General features: G+C 74.0%; 18 protein-coding genes. 15 read left to right on the forward strand and 3 right to left on the reverse strand.

The genetic code is table 11. The features are described 5' to 3' along the window. The first annotated feature begins 295 nt into the window (after positions 1 to 295). From ACFYUV_RS26895 to ACFYUV_RS26905, 3 genes are all read left to right on the forward strand, one after another. A complete protein-coding gene (locus ACFYUV_RS26895; RefSeq protein ID WP_387672334.1) occupies positions 296 to 826 on the forward strand; it encodes a hypothetical protein in 531 nt (176 codons plus the stop codon). A gap of 81 nt (positions 827 to 907) precedes the next feature. After that, the gene (locus ACFYUV_RS26900) at positions 908 to 1,654 is read left to right on the forward strand and encodes an isocitrate lyase/phosphoenolpyruvate mutase family protein (RefSeq protein WP_387672337.1); all 747 of its coding nucleotides are present in this window, start codon (positions 908 to 910) and stop codon (positions 1,652 to 1,654) included. A 38-nt stretch (positions 1,655 to 1,692) separates the two neighbouring features. Beyond that, positions 1,693 to 2,364: a hypothetical protein gene (locus ACFYUV_RS26905; protein ID WP_387672340.1), complete on the forward strand. Its 672-nt coding sequence runs from the start codon at positions 1,693 to 1,695 to the stop codon at positions 2,362 to 2,364. Positions 2,365 to 2,386: 22 nt separating this feature from the next. On the opposite strand, the gene ACFYUV_RS26910 is transcribed toward ACFYUV_RS26905, so the two are convergent. Further along, positions 2,387 to 3,289 carry a ribonuclease Z gene (locus ACFYUV_RS26910; RefSeq protein WP_387672343.1) on the reverse strand — a complete coding sequence of 301 codons (903 nt, stop codon included), beginning with the start codon at positions 3,287 to 3,289 and terminating at the stop codon, positions 2,387 to 2,389. Here ACFYUV_RS26910 and ACFYUV_RS26915 point away from each other — a divergent pair. The 12 genes from ACFYUV_RS26915 to ACFYUV_RS26970 all read left to right on the forward strand — a co-directional run bounded on the left by ACFYUV_RS26915 (position 3,288) and on the right by ACFYUV_RS26970 (position 17,853). Continuing rightward, positions 3,288 to 3,818, forward strand: a complete 531-nt coding sequence (locus ACFYUV_RS26915; protein WP_358291934.1) for a methylated-DNA--[protein]-cysteine S-methyltransferase — start codon at positions 3,288 to 3,290, stop codon at positions 3,816 to 3,818. The genes ACFYUV_RS26910 and ACFYUV_RS26915 overlap by 2 nt on opposite strands. 40 nt (positions 3,819 to 3,858) lie before the next feature. After that, positions 3,859 to 4,764 carry a tRNA (adenosine(37)-N6)-dimethylallyltransferase MiaA gene (gene miaA, locus ACFYUV_RS26920; RefSeq protein ID WP_387672346.1) on the forward strand — a complete coding sequence of 302 codons (906 nt, stop codon included), beginning with the start codon at positions 3,859 to 3,861 and terminating at the stop codon, positions 4,762 to 4,764. Between the two features lie 9 nt (positions 4,765 to 4,773). Next, complete coding sequence (dapF, locus tag ACFYUV_RS26925; RefSeq protein WP_387672349.1) at positions 4,774 to 5,586, forward strand: diaminopimelate epimerase; 813 nt, start codon at positions 4,774 to 4,776, stop codon at positions 5,584 to 5,586. A 52-nt stretch (positions 5,587 to 5,638) separates the two neighbouring features. Further along, on the forward strand, positions 5,639 to 6,394 hold the full coding sequence (locus ACFYUV_RS26930) for a hypothetical protein (RefSeq protein ID WP_387672352.1): 756 nt from the start codon (positions 5,639 to 5,641) through the stop codon (positions 6,392 to 6,394). 19 nt (positions 6,395 to 6,413) lie between these two features. Continuing rightward, the gene (locus ACFYUV_RS26935; RefSeq protein ID WP_387672355.1) at positions 6,414 to 8,693 is read left to right on the forward strand and encodes a tetratricopeptide repeat protein; all 2,280 of its coding nucleotides are present in this window, start codon (positions 6,414 to 6,416) and stop codon (positions 8,691 to 8,693) included. Between the two features lies 1 nt (position 8,694). Further along, complete coding sequence (locus tag ACFYUV_RS26940; RefSeq protein WP_387672357.1) at positions 8,695 to 9,453, forward strand: SDR family NAD(P)-dependent oxidoreductase; 759 nt, start codon at positions 8,695 to 8,697, stop codon at positions 9,451 to 9,453. A 26-nt stretch (positions 9,454 to 9,479) separates the two neighbouring features. Further along, positions 9,480 to 10,103, forward strand: coding sequence for a GNAT family N-acetyltransferase (locus tag ACFYUV_RS26945; protein ID WP_387672360.1), 624 nt, complete (start codon positions 9,480 to 9,482; stop codon positions 10,101 to 10,103). 82 nt (positions 10,104 to 10,185) lie between these two features. Then, positions 10,186 to 12,579 carry an FAD-dependent oxidoreductase gene (locus ACFYUV_RS26950; protein ID WP_387672363.1) on the forward strand — a complete coding sequence of 798 codons (2,394 nt, stop codon included), beginning with the start codon at positions 10,186 to 10,188 and terminating at the stop codon, positions 12,577 to 12,579. After that, a complete protein-coding gene (locus ACFYUV_RS26955) occupies positions 12,576 to 13,778 on the forward strand; it encodes a sarcosine oxidase subunit beta family protein (RefSeq protein WP_364343325.1) in 1,203 nt (400 codons plus the stop codon). The genes ACFYUV_RS26950 and ACFYUV_RS26955 overlap by 4 nt, the downstream gene beginning before the upstream one ends. Then, the gene (locus ACFYUV_RS26960) at positions 13,778 to 14,026 is read left to right on the forward strand and encodes a sarcosine oxidase subunit delta (protein ID WP_358291951.1); all 249 of its coding nucleotides are present in this window, start codon (positions 13,778 to 13,780) and stop codon (positions 14,024 to 14,026) included. Before ACFYUV_RS26955 ends, ACFYUV_RS26960 begins: the two co-directional genes overlap by 1 nt. Further along, complete coding sequence (locus ACFYUV_RS26965) at positions 14,023 to 17,124, forward strand: 2Fe-2S iron-sulfur cluster-binding protein (RefSeq protein ID WP_387672367.1); 3,102 nt, start codon at positions 14,023 to 14,025, stop codon at positions 17,122 to 17,124. The genes ACFYUV_RS26960 and ACFYUV_RS26965 overlap by 4 nt, the downstream gene beginning before the upstream one ends. A 60-nt stretch (positions 17,125 to 17,184) precedes the next feature. Further along, a complete protein-coding gene (locus ACFYUV_RS26970) occupies positions 17,185 to 17,853 on the forward strand; it encodes an HNH endonuclease family protein (RefSeq protein WP_387672370.1) in 669 nt (222 codons plus the stop codon). On the opposite strand, the gene ACFYUV_RS26975 is transcribed toward ACFYUV_RS26970, so the two are convergent. Both ACFYUV_RS26975 and ACFYUV_RS26980 read right to left on the reverse strand, forming a co-directional pair. Next, entirely contained in the window at positions 17,840 to 19,099 is a 1,260-nt protein-coding gene (locus tag ACFYUV_RS26975) for a sensor histidine kinase (protein WP_387672373.1), read from the reverse strand. The two genes, ACFYUV_RS26970 and ACFYUV_RS26975, sit on opposite strands and share 14 nt — an antisense overlap. Further along, positions 19,096 to 19,773: a response regulator transcription factor gene (locus tag ACFYUV_RS26980; RefSeq protein ID WP_352322768.1), complete on the reverse strand. Its 678-nt coding sequence runs from the start codon at positions 19,771 to 19,773 to the stop codon at positions 19,096 to 19,098. The genes ACFYUV_RS26975 and ACFYUV_RS26980 overlap by 4 nt, the downstream gene beginning before the upstream one ends. Positions 19,774 to 19,782 lie beyond the last annotated feature (9 nt).

Below are 19,782 nucleotides of genomic sequence, written 5' to 3' on the forward strand. Positions count from 1 at the left end.
CGATCTTGGGATAAGCGGTGTTTCCTGATCGAATTCACGGCGGATTTGCGGGCGCGATTCCGGAGAACTGGTGAATGCGAGGAAAATCCCGAGCCCGGCCGTGACGAGTACCCCGGCCGCCCCGGCCGCGGCGCCCAGCCGGGGACGGCCACCTGGGCAAACAGATCTTTGGGGGGACAAGTCGTGATTCCTTTGTGATTGGTGTGCGAGCATTCCGCTGATGCGGCTAGTGTGGTCCATCACCCGCGGAAGCCGGCGAGCTTTCCCCGATACGACCGCAGGGAGCTGCACCACCATGCATGATCCGACCGAGACGGATCGTCAGGAGATCCTCTCCGGGCCGGGCTCGTCCCCGAGACCCCCCGGCAAGAGCAGGAAGGCCGCCGTCATCGCCGCGTTCGCCCTCGTGGGCGTGCTCGCCGCGGGCGGCGCCGGCTACCTGCTGGCGGCCAAGCCCGGCCAGAGCACCCAGCAGGAGCAGGGCTCCGGCCGCCCGTCCCCGGCCACGAGCGCCGGCGACGAGGTGTTCGAGGCCGACGAGGACGCCACCATGGGCGACGCCACCACCGACGCCCCCGACGACGGCCTGCCCACCGACGGTTCCGACGACTCCGCCATGGGCGACGCCGTCACGGACACGGGCGGCGGCTCCGACCCCGCCGACAAGGGATCGACCGGTTCCGACGGCACCGGCGGCACGACGCGGACGGGCACCGGCAAGAAGCCCGGCACGCCGTCCGCCAAGGCCCCGCAGCCGGACGGCGACAATCCCGCCGACGGCCCCGCGGGCGTGCTCAGCGGCCAGTGCGCCAAGAGCGGCTGCTGAGACACCGCCCCCAAGTGGCTCGCCCTTTCCGGCCGGTAATGGATCTGCTGGAGAGCCGGCCGTCCTCGTAGGGTGCCGGGCATGACGACTGACAGAGCGGCCACGTTGCGACGGCTGCACGTGCCCGGCAGCCCGCTGATCCTGCCCAACGTCTGGGACGCCGCCTCGGCGCGCGCGGTCCAGGAGGCCGGGTTCCCGGTGGTGGCCACCGGCAGCGCGGCCGTCTCCCGCGTGCTGGGGTACGCCGACGGCGAGAGCACGCCGGTCCGCGAGATGATGGCCGCCATCGCCCGCATCGCCAGGGCCGTGGACGTGCCCGTGACCGCCGACGTCGAACGCGGTTACGGGCTCGCGCCGGGTGAGCTGGCCGAGCGGCTGGCCGAGGCGGGGGCGGTGGGCTGCAACGTGGAGGACTCCGACCCGCGTACCGATGAGCTGGTCGACGCCGGGGCGCAGGCGGACTTCCTGGCCGGCCTGCGGGCGGCCGCGGGCGACGCCCTGGTGATCAACGCCCGGGTCGACACCTACGTGCGGGGCCTGCGCGACCGGGCGGCGGCGGTGTCGCGCGGGCGGCGCTACCTGGAGGCCGGGGCCGACTGCGTGTACCCGATCACGCTGGCGGACGAGGGCGAGATCGCGGCCCTCGTCGCCGAGGTGGGCGGGCCGGTCAACATCCTGTTCCGGCCGAAGGCGCCGTCGTACGCGCGGCTGGCGGAGCTGGGGGTGGCCAGGATCAGCTTCGGCGGCGGCCTCCACCAGGCGGCCCACGCCTGCACCCAGGGCCTGCTCGCCGCCATCGCACAAGGCCACGACCCCTACACGACCTGACCGCCGGGTCGGTGCGGGTGGCGCGTACGCTTGCGCTCGTGCTTGTCGCCGCGGCCGTCTGCCCGCAAACCCCGCTGATCGTGACCGGGCTGCCCGAGCTGCGCGCGGCCTGCCGTACCGCGGTCGCCGCGTTCCGGGCCGCCCGTCCCGACGTGCTGGTCGTGGTGGGCGGCGCGGAGACGACCCGCTCCTACGACGGCGCCGCGGCGGGCACCCTGCGGCCCTGGGGCTTCGACATCACGGTGGGCGAGGGCCGGCCCGTGCTGCCGCTGTCCCTGACCGTCGGCCGCCGCCTCCTGAACGACCCCGAACAGCCCCCCGCCACCGACGCCGACGGGGTTCCCGGGCAGGCGGTCGCCTTTGACGCCGATCCGGCCGAGTGCCGGGCGATCGGCGCCGGGCTGGCCGCCCTCGGGCGGGTCGCGCTGCTGGTCATGGCCGACGGCTCGGCCTGCCTGACCCAGCGGGCCCCGGGCCGGTACGACGAGGCGGCGGGGCCGTACGACGACCTGATCGCCGAGGCGGTCGGCAGCGCCGACGCGGCGGCGCTGGCCGCGCTCGACCCCGTCGAGGCCGACCGGCTGTGGGTGACCGGCCGCGCGGCCCTCCAGGTGCTGGCCGGCGCCGCCGAGGGGACGCCGCTGACCGGCACGCTGCTCATGCGGTCCTCGCCCTACGGCGTCGGCTACTTCACCGGCGTGTGGCGCTGACGAGGCGGCGCCGGGAGGCGCGTCAGGCGTGGGGGCGGCGGGGGACGGGGATGCGCATCAGGTCGCGGGCGGTGATCACTTCGCCGTCGTAGCTGCGGCGTACCTCCGCCACGAACGCCGGCTCCTCGGCGAACCCGTACCGCTCGGAGAAGTGCGTGAGCACCAGCCTGCGCACCCCCGCGTCGGCCGCCACCACGCCCGCCTCGAACGCCGTCAGGTGCCCGTACTCCTTGGCCAGCGCGCTCTCGGCGGACAGGAACGTCGACTCGATCACCAGCAGGTCGGCCCCGAAGGCCAGCTCGAACACGGCGTCGCACAGGCGGGTGTCCATGACGAACGCGGCGCTCTGCCCCGGCCTGGGCTCGCTGCACTCGGCGAGCGTGACGCCCCGGACCGAGCCGGTGCGCTGGAGCTCGCCGACCTCCGGGCCGCGGATGCCGTGGCGGGCCAGCCGGTCGGGAAGCATGCGGCGGCCGGGCGGCTCCTGGACGCGGTAGCCGTACGACTCGACGGGGTGGGACAGGCGGCGGGCGATCAGCGGCCCCACCCCGGCCAGCGCGCCGGAGACCGGATGCTCCTCGATCACCTTCGTGTCGGCGAACGCGGCCGCGTGCCGCAGCCGGCGCCAGTACGTCTCGCCGGCGGCGGGGAAGACCGCGCGCACCGGATGGCGCACCCGGTCGCGGGCGATGCGCTGCACGACCCCGGGCACGCCCAGGCAGTGGTCGCCGTGGAAGTGGGTCACGCACAGCCAGTGGACGTCGTTCGCGCTCAGCCCGGCGTGCAGCATCTGCCGCTGCGTGCCCTCGCCCGGGTCGAAAAGGTAGCCTTGCCCGTCCCAGCGCAGAAGGTACCCGTTGTGGTTACGGTGTCGGGTGGGCACCGCGCTGGAGGTGCCCAGCACCACGAGTTCACGTGAGGACATGATGACCACGCAGTCCACGCTGTCCACGGTCGCGTTCGCCGAGGTGCCGACGCCGGTCGGCCCGTTCGTCCTGGCCGTCACCGAGCGGGGGCTGGTCGCCTCGGGATGGGGGTCGCCCGCCGGACTGGCCGGCCGCCTCGGCCTGGCTGAGGTTCATGATGCGGATCGTACGGCCTGCGCGGTCGCCGAGCTGAACGCATATTTCGCCGGGGAGCTGCGCACGTTCAGCACCCCCGTGGACTGGCGGCTGATGACCGGCTCCCGGCTGCAGGTGCTCCAGGCCCTGCACCGCGTCCCGTACGGCACCGCCGTCACCTACGGCGAGCTGGCCCGGCGCGCCGGGTCGAGCGTGCCCGCCCGCGGCATCGGCTCGATCATGGGCTCCAACCCGATCCCCATCATCGTGCCCTGCCACCGGGTGGTCGCGGGCAACGGGCTGGGCGGGTTCAGCGGCGGCGTGGGGGTGGAGACCAAGCGCTGGCTGCTGACCCACGAGGGATACCTCCAGCCGACGCTCCTCGACCTGTAGGTGGTCCGTCCACACCCGGACAGTTGACACACTGGTCGGTGTGCGCCAGCAGCCAGTCATCGCCGTCGTGGGCCCCACGGCGGCCGGGAAGTCCGATCTCGCCGTCGACCTCGCGCTCCGGCTCGGGGGCGAGTGCGTCAACGCCGACTCCATGCAGCTCTACCGCGGCATGGACATCGGCACGGCCAAGCTCACCCCCGCCGAGCAGCGCGGCGTCCCCCACCATCTGCTGGACATCTGGGACGTCACGGTCACGGCCAGCGTCGCCGAGTACCAGCGGCTGGCCAGGGAGCTGTTCGCGAAGATCGACGTCCCGGTGCTGGTGGGCGGCAGCGGCCTCTACGTCCGGGCGGCCCTCGACGACCTGGAGTTCCCCGGCACCGACCCGGTGATCAGGGCCCGGCTGGAGGCGGAGCTGGCCGAGCGCGGCCCGGCCCCCCTGTACGCGCGGCTGCGCGAGCTCGACCCGCCCGCCGCCGAGGCGATCCTGCCGAGCAACGGCCGCCGCATCGTGCGCGCGCTGGAGGTGATCGAGCACTCCGGCCGGCCGTTCTCGGCCACCATGCCGTCCTACGACGCCGTCTATCCCAGCGTGCAGCTCGGCCTGGAGGTGCCGCGGCCCGTGCTCGACGAGCGCATCGAGCTGCGGGTCGAGCGCATGTGGGCGGCCGGCCTGGTCGAGGAGGTCCGCGCGCTGCTCGGGCAGGGCCTGGCCGAGGGGCGCACGGCGGGCCGCGCGCTCGGCTACGCCCAGGTCATCCGGTTCCTGGAGGGCGAGTGGACCGAGGAGCAGGCGTTCGCCGAGACGGTCAGGGCGACCAGGCGCTTCGCCCGCCGCCAGGAGTCGTGGTTCCGCCGCGACCCGCGGGTGCGCTGGCTCCCGTACGACGCCCCCGACCTGCTTGAACGATCCCTGGCGCACATCGCCGACCCGGGTGCGGCATAAACTCAGGCAATGCGGTTTCTCAAGGGGCACGGCACCGAGAACGATTTCGTCATCCTGCCCGATCCCGACGACGGCGTGGAAGTGACGGCCGCGCTCGTGGCCAAGATCTGTGACCGGCGGGCCGGGATCGGCGCCGACGGCGTGCTCCGGGTCGCCAGGACCAAGCAGCACGCCGAGGTGGCCGAGCAGGCCGCGGTGGCCGACTGGTTCATGGACTATCGCAACGCCGACGGCAGCGTCGCGGAGATGTGCGGCAACGGCGTACGCGTCTTCGCCCGCTACCTGGTGGACGCCGGGCTGGTGGAGGGGACGGAGTTCTCCCTGGCCACCAGGGGCGGCCCGCGCCGGGTCCGGGTCGAGCCCAACGGCGACATCACGGTCGACATGGGCAAGCCGGCCGTGCTGGGCGAGAGCGTGGCGGGCGTCGGCGGGCACGAGTACCCCGGTCTCCACGTCGACATGGGCAACCCCCACCTGGCCTGCGCGATCGGCGACCCGGTCGTCCAGCTCGACCTCAGCCACCAGCCCGGCTTCGACACCGGGGTGTTCCCGGCGGGCGTCAACATCGAGCTGTTCAACCCGGTCGGCGTCAGCCGCGTGGTGATGCGGGTCTACGAGCGCGGCTCGGGCGAGACGCGCTCCTGCGGCACCGGCGCCGTGGCGACCGCCGTGGCCGCCGCGCACATGTCCGGCGACACCACCGGCACCTGGACCGTCGAGGTCACCGGCGGCTCGCTGACCGTCATCCTCGACGAGGACACGAGCTACCTGTCCGGCCCGGCGGTGATCCTGGCGAGCGGCGAGCTGATGCTTGCAGAATGATGTTCTCCTGAGGGATGCTGGGTCCACTTTCCGAACCGAGGAGGGGTTGAGGATGGCGGACCCGCGTACCACGGCGGTCCAGGTCAAGGCGCCGATCGGCCAGTACGGCGGCGGCTTCATGGTCTCCCGCGAGGCCAAGGCCGTCTGCGAGCAGCACGGGCTCGGCCCGCGCGAGCTGTACTTCCGCGGGCGCTGCGGGGTGCTCGGTGAGTGCCACGCCGACGTCGTCACCTCGGTGGCGGTCTTCTTCCCCGCCGCCCACGTCGAGGAGAGCTGGAACGGCGGCAGGAAGATGCCCGTCGAGCAGGCCGTCGAGCTCTACACCGAGGCGTGCAGGCAGTGGGGCCGGCGCAAGCTCGGCGGTCACGACGGCTGCGCCCGGATCGCCGAGCTGCTCGAACCGGTCGTCGCGCAGGCCTCGCCGGTGGGCGCGCCGCTGTTCGCCGGCTGGCGGGCGGTGCCGCTGCCGGACGACCCGCCCGCGCGCGCCGTCCAGCTCATGCACGTCCTGCGCGAGCTGCGCGGGGGCCTGCACGCCAACGCCGTGCTCGCGGCCGGCCTGCACCCCCTGGAGGCCACGCTCGCCGCCGTCCACGACACCACCCCCTTCGGCTACGCCGACGGCGTGACGATCGCCAGGTTCTTCACCTGGCCCGAGCCGTACGCCACCCCCGGCCCCGACGTCGTGGCGCGGCGGGCCCAGGTCGAGGAGACCACCGACGACCTGATGGCCCCGGTCTTCTCGGTCCTGCGCGACAGCGAATCGGACGAGCTGATCGAGCTTCTGCGTTTTGGGCACGCTCGTTGACCTGGCAGACTGACTGCCCATGGACGTGGACATCTGGGCCTGGGTCGGCGAAACCCAGCAGCAGCTTTCCGAGGCGGGCAACGTTGGCCTCGCCATGGCGCTGGGAGACCTTCCCGCACAGGCCTACGAGGGCCGGTATCCGCAGCTCGACGTGATGGCCCCGGCCATCGCCCAGCAGGCCGAGACGCTGGAGCTGCCCTGGCTGGAGTTCTACGCCCGCTACTGGCACCTCATGGGCCGCATCGGCGACCGGGCCCAGGGCGCGGTGGCCATCGACGACGCGCGGCAGCTGCTCACGTTCGCCCAGCGCGAAGACGTGCGCGACTGCCCGGCCACCCCGGCCGCCGTCGAGGCGATGGCCGTCGTGTGGGCCAACACCGACGGCCCCGGCTACGCCGGTGACCGCCTGGAGACGGTGGGCGCCTTCCTGGAGGGCATGAGCCCGGAGCGGCCCGCCTTCAGCGGCCTGGTCACCCAGTACGTCGCGGCGCTCGTCGACGCGGGTAAGGCCGGCGAGGCCGTCGCCTACGCCGAGTCCGCGGTCGAGCGGCTGCGCACGGCCGGCCGCGAGGCGAGCTGGGAGCTCGGCGCCGAGGGCGCCCGCGCCCTGCTGGCCGCCGGCCGGGCCGACGACGCGCTGGCCGCCCTGCAGGCCGCCGCCGACTTCGCCCCCGACGACCCGCCCGCCAAGGCCCACCGCGAGGGCGTGCGCCGCGCGCTCATCCTGGCCGAGCTCGGCCGCACGGCCGAGGCCGTCGACGCGCTGCCCGACCTCGACGTGGTCGGCGAGCACCCGCGGGTCTTCGTCGAGTGGTCGCGCGCCGTCGCCAAGCTGGCCGGATCCTCCCAGATCACCAACACCTGGCAGCTCGGCCGCGTGCTGCGCCAGTGGATCGACTACTTCGGCATGATGGGCGGCTACCGCGCCCGCGTCGAGCTCGCGCTGGTCGCGGGCGAGCTGGCCCTGGCCAGGAACGGCGTGTGGCAGGCCCGCCTGCTGGCCGACCTGGCCGAGTCCGGCGCGGCGGAGCTGCGCGGCGAGACCGGCGACCTGACCGAGCGCGTCGCCGCGCTGCGGGCCGCCGCCGACGCCACCTCCGAGCCCGCGGCCCCCGGGCCCCTGACCGAGCGGGTCGGCCTGTTCGACGCCGCCGACGGCTTCAACGCCGACCCCGAGAAGTGGGTGGGCTGGCTCGCGCCGCTGTCCGGGCAGGACCTGGAGGCCACCCGCCGCCACACCACCACGCTCGGCTTCCTCGGCTTCCCCGCGGCGGGCGCCGACATCTACTGGAAGCTGCTGGTCGACTCCGGCGACATCGCCTCGGCCGACCCCGACGACATCGCCTACCTGACCACCCTGCTCATCGAGGCCCGCCAGGACGAGCGCCTGGAGCAGATGGCCGCGCTGCTGCCGCACGCCGCCCAGTACCTCGCGCTGGCCCGGCTCCACAGCGCCCGGGAGCGCTGGCCGGAGACGCTCGACGCCGCCGAGCACGCGGTCGCGGCCGGGGCCGGCATCGAGGCCAGGCGCCTGCTGTCCGGCGCCGCCCAGCAGCTCGACCACAACGACAGGGCCGCCGGCGTCCTGGCCGAGGTGCTCGACGAGCTGACCGACGAGGACGTCTGGCGCATGGTCGTCATGGCCACCTCGGCGGAGGACTGGGACACCGTGCGCAAGGGCGCGGCCAAGATCGGCATGCCGATCAAGTCCAAGCAGGGCCCGATCGAGGAGGAGATGGGCCTGATCCGGCTCATCCTCCCGGCGCCCGACGGCGGCCAGCGCCAGGTGTTGTCCATCCGCACCGGCCCGGCCACCGCCCGGCTGGCGCTGCCGCAGCCGCGCGGCATGGACTACAACGCCGGCGACCTGGTCGTGTTCGACCCGCAGCTGCTGGAGCCCGTCCCGGAAGACCCGCAGGAGCAGCAGAACTTCGTGCCGCCGTTCGCGGCCGTGCGCATCCTGCGTCCCGGCGGTTACACCAGCTACTTCTTCGACGGCGCCGCGCCGAGCGAGGAGGACTGGGCGGAGTTCACCGAGGTCATGGCCGAGCGCGGCTGGCCGATGTGGGTCTACAGCGACGAGAACTACACCGTCACCCACCCGACCAGCGGCGAGTCGCTGCCGGGCGTGTTCGGCTGGGTCGCGGTGCCGCCGGACGTGTCGGCCGCCGAGGTCGACGCCCTGCTCGACGACGCCACCGAGCGCTGGGTGCACCCGCTGGCCTGGCTCGACCTGGCCCGCGAGATCGACGTCGAGGTCGAGCGGCACGAGCGCATCGTCAAGGAATACGGGCTCTGACGTGCTGGAGCGCTTCAGCCTCGACGGCAAGGTCGCCATCGTCACGGGCGCGTCGTCGGGGCTGGGCGTGGCCTTCGCCCGCGGGCTGGCCGAGGCCGGCGCCGACGTCGTGATCGGCGCCCGGCGCGCGGACCGGCTGGCGGAGACCGGGCGCCTGGTCGAGGAGGCCGGGCGCCGCTGCCTCCCGGTCCCGACCGACGTGGCGGCGCCGGAGGAGTGCGACGCGCTGGTCGCCGCGGCCGTGGCCGAGTTCGGGGCGGTCGACGTGCTGATCAACAACGCGGGGGTCGGCACCGCCGTGCCCGCGCTGCGCGAGCGGCCCGAGGAGTTCCGCCGGGTGGTGGAGATCAACCTGCACGGCACGTACTGGATGGCGCAGGCGTGCGCGCGGGTGATGCGGCCGGGCTCGTCGATCGTGAACATCGGCAGCATCCTCGGCGCGACCACCGCCGGGCTGCCGCAGGCCGCCTACAGCGCGTCGAAGGCGGCCGTGGCCGGGCTCACCCGCGACCTGGCCCAGCAGTGGACGGCCCGGCGCGGCATCCGGGTCAACTGCCTGGAGCCGGGGTTCTTCGCCTCGGAGATGACCGAGCAGTACCCGCCCGGCTACCTGGAACGCATGCTGGAGCTGCGGGTGCCGATGAAACGGCCCGGCGACCCGGCCGAGCTGGTGGCGGCGGCGGTCTTCCTGGCCTCCGACGCCTCGTCGTACGTCACCGGTGTCACGCTGCCGGTGGACGGCGGCATCCTGATCACCTAGACGGTCCTTCTAGTACGTTGTCGGGAATGACCGCCCCCTTCGTACGTTCCTACCGTCCGGCCGATCTGGCCGCCGTCTACGACATCTGCGTGCGCACGGCCGACGCCGGTGGCGACGCCCGCGGCCAGTACGCCTCCGACCTGCTCATGGGCGACATCTTCGCCGCCCCCTACGTCACCCTGGAGCCCGAGCACGCCCACGTCGTGGACGACGGCACCGGCCAGGCCGTCGGCTACGTCGTGGGCACCGCGGACACGGCGGCGTTCGTCCGCCGCTACCGCGAGGAGTGGATCCCGGCGTCCGCGGCCCGCTGCCCCCTTCCCGCCGACCCGCCGGTCACGGCGGACGACGTGATGCTCGCCCTGCACCACCGGCCCGAGCGCATGCTGGTGCCCGAGCTGGCCGGCCACCCCGCCCACCTGCACATCGACCTGCTGCCCGACTGGCAGGGCAAGGGCTGGGGACGCCGGCTCATGAGCGCCTTCGTCGACGGCCTGCGCGCCGCCGGGGTGCCGCGGCTGCATCTGGGGATGGTCAGCACGAACGCGCCCGCGCGGGCCTTCTACGACCGCCTCGGCTTCGTGGAGCTGGCGGTGGCCGACGCCGGGCCGGTGACGTACCTGGGACGGGACACCTCGCCGCTCGGCTAGCTCTTGTCCGCAGGGAGCCAGGGCCTTATGTTCGTTGCGTAGTCCGGTGCATGTTGCGTATTAAGGAACAACCGGAGGCGTGATGGGTCGGCCGCGCGTGGTGATCATCGGAGCCGGGATCGTGGGGTGCGCGGTGGCCGACGAGCTCACCGAACGCGGCTGGAGCGAGGTCACCGTGGTGGAGCAGGGCCCGCTCTTCGCCGCGGGCGGCTCCAGCTCGCACGCCCCCGGCCTGGTCTTCCAGACGAACCCGTCCAAGACCATGACCGAGTTCGCCGCCTACACCGTGCGCAAGTACACCGCGCTCGGCGCGCACTGCTTCCGGCAGGTCGGCGGCCTGGAGGTGGCCACCACCCCCGAGCGCTGGACCGACCTGCACCGCAAGCTCGGCTGGGCGCAGTCGTGGGGCGTCGAGGGCCGCCTGCTGGACGCCGCGCAGTGCGCCGAGCTGTGGCCGATGCTGGACCGCGACCGGGTGCTGGGCGGCTTCCACGTGCCGGGCGACGGCCTGGCCGCCGCCGTGGCCTGCGGCGAGGCGCAGGCGGCGCGGGCCACCGAACGCGGGGCGCGCTTCCTCGGCGGGCACACCGTGACCGGCGTCGAGCAGCAGGGCGGCCGGGTCACCGGCGTCTCCTGCCTGGCCGCGGGGGAGTACCGGACGATCCCGGCCGACGTGGTCGTGTGCGCGGCCGGATTCTGGGGCCCGTCGATCGGGGAGATGGCCGGGCTGACCGTGCCGCTGCTGCCGCTGGCCCACCAGTACGCGAAGTCCGGCCCCCTGCCTCCGCAGCCCGAGGGCCCCATCCTGCGCCACCAGGACCGCGACCTGTACGCCCGGCAGCACGGCGACCGCATCGGCATCGGCTCCTACGCCCACCGCCCCATGCCGGTCGCCCAGCACGAGATCGGCCCCAAGGGCACCACCATGCCCTCGGTCCAGTCGTTCACCGAGGAGGACTTCGAACCCGCCTGGCGCGACGCCGCCGAGCTGCTGCCCGCCCTGGCCGGCGCCAAGTACGAGGACGGCATCAACGGCGTCTTCTCCTTCACCGCCGACGGCTTCCCGCTGATCGGCGAGGCGCCGCAGCTGGACGGGTTCTGGCTGGCCGAGGCCGTCTGGGTGACGCACTCGGCGGGGGTGGCCAGGGCGGTCGCCGAGCTGCTGGTGACCGGCCGGTCGCAGGTGGACCTGCACGAGTGCGAACCGGCCAGGTTCGAGCAGGCGCAGCTGTCGCCCGCCTACGTCGAGGAGCGCGGCAGGCAGAACTTCGTCGAGGTCTACGACGTCATCCACCCGTTGCAGCCCATGGAGTCGCCGCGGCCGATGCGGACCAGCCCGTTCCATCCGCGTCAGGTGGAGCTGGGCGCGTACTTCCTGGAGTCGGCCGGATGGGAGCGGCCGCACTGGTTCGAGGCGAACGAGCCGCTGCTCGCCGGCCTCGAAGAGCCGCGGATCGGCGCCGACCGGCGGGACGCGTGGGCCGCCCGTCACTGGTCGCCCATCGCGGCCGCCGAGGCGTGGGCCACCCGCGAGCGGGTCGCGCTCTACGACATGACCTCGCTCAAGCGCATCGAGGTCAGCGGTCCGGGCGCGGCGGCCTTCCTCCAGCACATGACCACCAACAACGTGGACAAGAAGCCCGGCACGGTCACCTACACCCTGCTGCTGGACGCCGGCGGCGGCATCCGCTCCGACCTCACGGCGGCGCGGCTGGCCGAGGACAGGTTCCAGCTCGGCGCGAACGGCAACCTCGACCTCGACTGGCTGACCCGGCACGCCCCCCGCGGGGTGCACATCAGGGACATCACGCCCGGCACCTGCTGCGTCGGCGTGTGGGGGCCGCAGGCCAGGGAGCTGGTGCAGGGGCTCACGGACATGGACCTGTCCAACGAGGGCTTCCGCTACTTCACCTGCCGGTCCGGGTACGTCGGGCAGGTGCCGGTGCTCGCGATGCGCGTCTCGTACGTGGGCGAGCTGGGCTGGGAGCTCTACACCGGCGCCGACATGGGGCTCAAGCTGTGGGACACGCTGCGGTCCGCCGGGACGCCGGTCGCGGGCGGGCGGGCCGCGTTCAACAGCCTCCGGCTGGAGAAGGGGTACCGGCTCTGGGGCGTGGACATGACCACCGAGCACGACCCGTACGAGGCCGGGCTGGGCTTCGCGGTCAAGGAGGACAAGGACTTCCACGGCCGCGACGCGCTGCGCGCCGAGCCGTCGCGCAGGCTCGTGCCGCTGCTCAGCGCCGAGGTGGTCATGGGCAAGGAACCCGTCTGGCACGCCGGTCGCGTCGCCGGGTACGTCACCAGCGCCGCGTACGGGCACACCATCGGCCGTCCGATCGCCTACGCCTGGCTGCCGGCCGAGCTGGCCGGACCGGGGACGCGGGTGGACATCTCGTACTTCGGCCGCCGCGTGCCCGCGGAGGTCGCCGCCGAGCCGCTGTTCGACCCCCGGATGGAGAAGATCAGACGTTGACCCACCCCGGCTTCCTCTGGCGCAACCCCGATCCGCGGCCCTCCTACGACGTGGTCGTCGTGGGCGGCGGCGGGCACGGCCTGGCCACCGCCTACTACCTGGCCAGGAACCACGGCCTGACGAACGTCGCCGTCCTGGAGAAGGGCTGGCTGGCCGGCGGCAACATGGCCCGCAACACCACCATCATCCGCTCCAACTACCTGTGGGACGAGAGCGCCGCCCTCTACGAGCACTCGCTGAAGCTGTGGGAGGGCCTGAGCGCGGAACTGGACTACGACCTGCAGTTCAGCCAGCGCGGCGTGCTCAACCTGGCGCACAACCTGCACGACGTGCGCGAGGGCAGGCGGCGGGTCAACGCCAACCGGCTCAACGGCGTGGACGCCGAATGGCTGGACGCCGACGAGGTCAGGAAGTTCTGCCCGATCGTCAACGTCTCCGGCCGGGCCCGCTACCCCGTCCTGGGGGCCACCTTGCAGCGGCGCGGCGGCATCGCCAAGCACGACCACGTCGCCTGGGCGCTGGCCCGTCAGGCCGACGCGTACGGCGTGGACCTGATCCAGGGCTGCGAGGTGACCGGGTTCGAGATCACCGGCAACCGGGTGACCGGCGTGCGCACCTCGCGCGGGCCCATCGCGGCGGGCACGGTGGCGCTCGCCTCGGCCGGGCACACCTCGGTCCTGGCCGAACGGGCCGGGATCCGGCTGCCGCTGCAGTCGCACCCGCTCCAGGCGCTGGTGTCGGAGCTGCTGGAGCCGGTGCTCGACTGCGTCGTCATGTCCAACGCCGTCCACGTGTACGTCAGCCAGGCGCACAAGGGCGAGCTGGTCATGGGGGCGGGCATCGACGCGTACAACTCCTACGGGCAGCGCGGCGGGTGCCACGTGATCGAGGCGCAGATGGCGGCGGCCCTGGAGCTGTTCCCGCTGTTCAGCCGGGTCCGCGTGCTGCGGACGTGGGCCGGGATCGTGGACGTCTCGCCGGACGCCTCCCCGATCATCGGCGCCACCCCCGTGGACGGCCTCTACGTCAACGCCGGGTGGGGCACCGGCGGCTTCAAGGCGACCCCCGGCTCCGGCTGGGTGTACGCCGACACGATCGCCAACGGCCGGCCGCACCCGCTGGCCGAGCCGTTCGCGCTGGAGCGGTTCACCACGGGCGCGCTCGTGGACGAGCACGGCGCGGCGGCGGTGGCCCACTGATGCTGCTGCTCGACTGCCCCCACTGCGGCCCCCGCGACGAGACCGAGTTCCACTACGGCGGCCAGGCCGGGATCCCCTACCCGCAGGCCCCCGGCGAGCTGTCCGACCAGGAGTGGGCCGCCTACGTCTTCCTGCGCGACAACCCCAAGGGCTGGTTCCGCGAACGCTGGTTCCACACGCACGGCTGCCGGACCTGGTTCACCGTCGAACGGCACACGGTCACGCACGAGATCAGGAAGGCGCCATGAGGTTCACCTTCGACGGCCGTCCCCTCCAGGGGGAGCCGGGCGACACGCTGGCCGCCGCACTGCTGCGCAACGGGGTGCGGGTGGTGGGCCGGGGCGTGGAGTCCGGCCGCCCGCGCGGCGTCTTCTCGGCCGGTCCCGAGGAGCCGAACGCCCTGGTCCGCGTGGGCGCCGACCCGATGCTGGCGGCCACGACCGTGGAGCTGTACGACGGGCTGGAGGCGTGGAGCCTGCGCGGCAAGGGCCGGGTGGACCTCGACGCGGCCGACGACCGGCGCTGCGACAAGGGCTACCTGCACTGCGACGTGCTGGTGGTCGGCGGCGGCCCGGCCGGGCTGGCGGCGGCCGCCGCGGCCCGCGCGGCCCGGGTGATCCTGCTCGACGACCAGCCCCGCCTCGGCGGCGACCTGCTGAACAGCCGGGTGCTGCTCGACGGCGCGCCCGCGCTCGACTGGGTGGACTCGCTCGACCTGTCCGGCGTGCGGGTGCTCACCAGGACCACGGCCGTCGGCTACCACGACCACAACTACGTGGTGGCCGTCGAGCGGCGGGCGCGCGGCGAGCGGCTGTGGCACATCAGGGCCCGCCGGGTCATCCTGGCGACCGGCGCCCACGAGCGTTCGCTCGCCTTCCCCGGCAACGACCGGCCCGGCGTCATGCTGGCCTCGGCCGCCCGCGCCTACGCCAACCGGTACGGCGTGCTCCCCGGCCGCCGCGCGGTCGTCCTGGCCTGCGCCGACTCCGGCTACGAGGCCGCCGCGGACCTGCGCGCGGCCGGCGTGGAGATCGCCGCGATCGTCGATCCGCGCCCCGCAGGACTCACCCCCGACACCCTGGCCGGGCAGGTGATCACCGGCACCACGGCCGGCGCGGACGGCGTGCTGACCGGCGTGCGGGTGGGGGAGCGGCACATCGAGGCCGACCTGCTGGCCGTGGCGGGCGGCTGGAACCCCGCCGTGCACCTGTTCAGCCAGTCGCAGGGACGGGTGCGCTTCGACGAGGGGGTGCAGGCGTTCGTCCCGGACGTCTCGGCGCAGGCCGAACGCTCCGCAGGCGCCTGCCGCGGCCGGTACGGCACCCGCGAGGCCATCGCCGACGGCCACGCCGCCGGCCGGGAGGCCGCCGGATCCGCCGCCCGCGAACTCCGCGTGCCCGACTGCGACGAGCGCCCCCCGCGGCCACCCGCCGCGTTGTGGCTGGTCGAGGGGGACGGCGACGAGCCCGCCTTCGCCGACCTGCACCGCGACGTGACCGTGGCCGACCTGGCCAGGGCGACCGGCGCCGGGATGCGCTCGGTCGAGCACGTCAAGCGCTACACCACCGCGGGCACCGGCGCCGACCAGGGCAAGACGTCGGGGACGGTCGTCGTGGGCGTGATGTCGGCGCTGCTCGGGACCGCGCCGGGGCAGGTGGGCACGACCACGTTCCGGCCGCCGTACACGCCGGTGTCGTTCGCGACGTGGGCCGGGCGCGACCGCGGCGCGCTCTCCGACCCGGTCAGGACCACCGCCATGCACGCCGCGCACGTCGCGGCGGGCGCGGTGTTCGAGGACGTCGGCCAGTGGAAGCGCCCTCGCTACTTCCCGCTGGACGGCGAGACCATGGAGGCCGCCGTGGCGCGCGAGTGCCGGGCCGCCCGCACCTCCGTCGCCGCCATGGACGCCTCCACCCTGGGCAAGATCGACATCCGGGGCGCGGACGCGGGCGCGTTCCTGGACCGGATCTACACCAACCTGTACTCCACGCTCGCCGTCGGCGCCTGCCGTTACGGGCTCATGTGCCGGGCCGACGGCATGGTGTTCGACGACGGCACCACGACCAGGCTCGCCGCCGACCACTACCTGATGACCACGACCACCGGCAACGCCGCCGCGGTGCTCGACTGGCTGGAGGAGTGGCGGCAGACCGAGTGGCCCGAGCTCGACGTCTCCTTCACCTCGGTCACCGATCACTGGGCGACGGTCGCCGTGGCCGGCCCCAAGGCGCGGCGGGTGATCGCCGCCGTCGCGCCCGGCGCGCTCGGCCTGCCCTTCATGCGGTACGCCGGGACGGACGTGCTCGGCGTGCCCGGCCGGGTGTTCCGGATCAGTTTCTCCGGCGAGCTGGCCTACGAGGTCAACGTGCCCTGGCCGTACGGCAGGGCGTTGTGGGAGGCCGTGCTGGAGCTGGGCGCGGTGCCGTACGGGACCGAGGCGATGCACGTGCTGCGGGCCGAGAAGGGGTTCGCCATCGTCGGCCAGGAGACCGACGGCACGGTCACGCCGCACGACCTCGGCATGTCGTGGATCGTCTCCGCGCGCAAGCCCGACTTCGTGGGCAAACGCTCGCACGCCCGCCCCGACACCGCCCGCGAGGGCCGCAAACGCCTGGTCGGCCTGCTCGCCGACGATCCCGCGACGCCGATCGAGGAGGGCGCCCAGCTCGTCAGGGGCGGGCCGGGCGCGCCCATGCTGGGGCACGTCACCTCCGGCTACGCCAGTGCGGCGCTCGGCCGGACGTTCGGGCTGGCCATGGTCAGGGACGTCGTGCCCGGGGACCGGCTCACGGCGGTGTCGGGGGCGGCGGCCACCGGCGTGACGGTCGTCGAGCCGGTCCTGTACGACCCGGGCAACACCCGCCGCGACGGCGACCCCCTGGAGGAGGACGCGCCCGCGGCACTCGGGGGCGTTCCGGCGCGGGAGAGCCCGGCGGCGGCGTTCGCCGACCGGTTCGCGGCGGCGAGCGGGCCGTCGGTGCGGCTGCGCGAGCTGCCGTTCGAGCCGATGTGGGAGGTCAGGGGCGCCGATCCCGGCGTGGGGCTGCGGCTCGGCCCGTCGTGGTGGCTGGTGACCGGGGACGCCGCGCCGGGGCCCGGCTGGGTGGACGCCTCGGGGCAGCGGACGATCCTGGAGCTGTCCGGGCCGATGGCGGACGACGTCCTGATCACCGGCTGTCCCGTGGACCTGCATCCCGACGTGTTCCCCGGGCACGCGCAGACGCTGCTGGGCCGGGCCTCGGTGATCCTGGAACGGCGGGCGGCCGGGGAGTACCGGATCCACGTCAGGTCGTCGTTCACCGCGTACCTGGCAGAGTGGCTCTTGGACGCCCTTTTAGCGTTATAAGACCATTTAGGGGTACTTGCTATACCTAGACTTTACGAAAACCGAAGTCTGGGGGATCACGTGCGCACACGGGCGTTCACGGCCGGTCTGGCCATGGTGACGATGCTGGCCGGCTGCGGCGGCCTGGAGGCGCAGTCGGGCGGCCCGGACCCGGCCGAACCGGACTCCGCGTCGGTCTCGGACGCCCGCAAGAAGCTGGACAAGCTCAAGGTCAAGGGACGAGCCCCGCGCACCGGCTTCGACCGCGACGAGTTCGGCCCCGCCTGGGCCGACGTCGACCACAACGGCTGCGACACCCGCAACGACATCCTCAAGCGCGACCTGAAGGACGAGACGTTCAAGTCGGGCACCCACGACTGCATCGTCCTCACCGGCACCCTGGACGACCCCTACAGCGGCAAGACCATCACGTTCAAGCGCGGCCAGGACACCAGCACGGCCGTCCAGATCGACCACCTGGTGCCGCTGTCGGACGCCTGGCAGAAGGGCGCGCAGCAGTGGTCGCCCGCCAAGCGCAAGGAGTTCGCCAACGACCCGCTGAACCTGCTGGCGGTGGACGGCCCGCTGAACAACCAGAAGAGCGACTCCGACGCGGCCACCTGGCTGCCGCCGCGCAAGGCGTACCGGTGCGCCTACATCGCCCGCCAGATCGACGTGAAGAGCAAGTACGACGTCTGGATCACCGACGGCGAGAAGAGCGCGATGGAAGGCATACTCAAGGACTGCTGAGAGCCCCGCCGGGGGCGGTCAGCGTCAGCTCCACGCGGGCCCCGCCGCCCTCGGGCGCCGAGACGGCGAGCGTGCCGCCGCACGACTCGGCGGTGCGCCGCGCGATGTCCAGCCCCAGGCCGGTCGAGCCGCCCCCGCTGATCCCCCGCTCCAGCGCCCCCGGGTCGAACCCCGGCCCCGAGTCCTCGACGACCAGCAGCGTCCCGCCCGGCCGGGACGACAGCCGCACGGCCATGGCGGTCCCCTCCGGGGTGTGCGCGAACACGTTGCCGAGCAGCGCGTCCACGCACGCGGCCAGTTCCTCGCCGCCGACGGCGACCGGCGCGGGCGCGTCGGGCAGCGACACCGACACCGGCCGCCCCTGGTCCTCGGCCAGCACCGACCAGAACCGCACCCGCTCGCGCACCACCTCGGCCGCGTCGCACGAGCCGCGCCCCGCCGAGCGCCGCCGCGCCTCGGTGATGACCGCGCTGACCGCCCGCTCCAGCGCGTCCACCCGGTTCTGGACCCGGGCGGCCTCCTCCGGGTCGCGCAGCGACTCGGCCTCCAGCCGCAGGCCGGTCAGCGGCGTGCGCAGCCGGTGGGACAGGTCGGCGACCGACTCGCGCTCGGCGGCCAGCAGGTCGCCGATGCGCCCGGCCAGATGGTTGAGCGCCAGCGCCACCGACCGCACCTCCGGCGGCCCGCCCGGCTCGGCTCGCGCGCTCAGATCGCCGCCGGCCAGCCGGTGCGACACGCGGGCCAGCCCGACCACGGGCCTGGTCACGGCCAGCGCCAGCCGGTCGGCCAGCACGATGCCGAGCACCATGAGCCCCAGTCCGAGCACGAGCAGCGCCAGCCAGGCCGCCCGCACGCCGTGCGTCAGCTCGTCGTCCGGCACGAACACCCTGATCACGGCCGTGCCGTCGGGGGACTGCGCCGAGACCAGCACCTCCCGGCCGCCGGGGGCGACGGCGGTCACGCTGCGGCCCGTCGCGGCCAGCCGCACGGCGTCGGAGCGGGCGGCGGGCGCGCCCATCGTGCCCCCGCCGGGCAGGAACACCGTCACCCGCCGCGGCACCTGCTCCACGGCCAGCGGCAGGTCGGGCGTGCCGACCGCGACCGCGACGGACTCGGCGGCGGCGGTGGCCCGGCTCATCGCGCCGTTCTCGGCCACCGTGCCGATCAGCAGCGCCATCGGCACCAGCAGGGCGATCAGCACGAGCGACGTCGTCGCCGCCACCAGCAGCGCCAGCCAGCGCCTCACGACGGCCCGACCAGCTTGACCCCGACGCCTCTGACGGTGTGCAGGTAGCGGGGCTCGGCCGCGGTCTCGCCGAGCTTCCTGCGCAGCCACGACAGGTGCACGTCCACGGTCTTGTCGGCGCCGCCGTACGGCAGCCGCCACACCTCCGTCAGCAGCTCGCGCTTGGTGACCACCTCGCCCGGCCGGGCCGCGAGGAAGTGCAGCACGTCGAACTCGCGCGGCGTGAGGTCGAGTGACACGCCGTCGAGCGTGGCCGTGCGCGCCCGGGGATCGACCCGCAGCCCGCCCACGGCCAGCGGCTCCGGCGCGGCCTCGCCCGCGCGCCGCAGCACCGCCCGCACCCGGGCGTCGAGCTGCCGGGCGCTGTACGGCTTGACCACGTAGTCGTCGGCACCCGCGTCCAGGACGGGCACCATCTCGGCGTCGCCGTCGCGGGCGGTCGCCACGATCACCGGCACCCGGCTCACCGCCCGCAACATGCGCAGCAGCTCGACGCCGTCGAGGTCGGGCAGGCCCAGGTCGAGCACGATCAGGTCGGGACGGTCCTGCACGGCCAGCCGCAACCCCTCCAGCGCGGTCGGGGAGGAGGAGACCGCGTGGCCGAGATCGCGCAGGCCCCGGCTCAACGACGTCCGGATGGTCACGTCGTCCTCGATGAGCAGGATGTCAGCCATATACCCAAA

It is taken from the genome of Nonomuraea sp. NPDC003560 (genome assembly GCF_042878785.1).
GTDB lineage: Bacteria > Actinomycetota > Actinomycetes > Streptosporangiales > Streptosporangiaceae > Nonomuraea.

Coding starts and splice junctions, on each gene's coding strand:
- ACFYUV_RS26895 (WP_387672334.1), top strand. CDS start 296: ATGCATGATCCGACCGAGACGGATCGTCAGGAGATCCTCTCCGGGCCG.
- ACFYUV_RS26900 (WP_387672337.1), top strand. CDS start 908: ATGACGACTGACAGAGCGGCCACGTTGCGACGGCTGCACGTGCCCGGC.
- ACFYUV_RS26915 (WP_358291934.1), top strand. CDS start 3,288: ATGATGACCACGCAGTCCACGCTGTCCACGGTCGCGTTCGCCGAGGTG.
- ACFYUV_RS26910 (WP_387672343.1), bottom strand. CDS start 3,289: ATGTCCTCACGTGAACTCGTGGTGCTGGGCACCTCCAGCGCGGTGCCC.
- dapF (WP_387672349.1), top strand. CDS start 4,774: ATGCGGTTTCTCAAGGGGCACGGCACCGAGAACGATTTCGTCATCCTG.
- ACFYUV_RS26930 (WP_387672352.1), top strand. CDS start 5,639: ATGGCGGACCCGCGTACCACGGCGGTCCAGGTCAAGGCGCCGATCGGC.
- ACFYUV_RS26935 (WP_387672355.1), top strand. CDS start 6,414: ATGGACGTGGACATCTGGGCCTGGGTCGGCGAAACCCAGCAGCAGCTT.
- ACFYUV_RS26945 (WP_387672360.1), top strand. CDS start 9,480: ATGACCGCCCCCTTCGTACGTTCCTACCGTCCGGCCGATCTGGCCGCC.
- ACFYUV_RS26950 (WP_387672363.1), top strand. CDS start 10,186: ATGGGTCGGCCGCGCGTGGTGATCATCGGAGCCGGGATCGTGGGGTGC.
- ACFYUV_RS26960 (WP_358291951.1), top strand. CDS start 13,778: ATGCTGCTGCTCGACTGCCCCCACTGCGGCCCCCGCGACGAGACCGAG.
- ACFYUV_RS26965 (WP_387672367.1), top strand. CDS start 14,023: ATGAGGTTCACCTTCGACGGCCGTCCCCTCCAGGGGGAGCCGGGCGAC.
- ACFYUV_RS26980 (WP_352322768.1), bottom strand. CDS start 19,773: ATGGCTGACATCCTGCTCATCGAGGACGACGTGACCATCCGGACGTCG.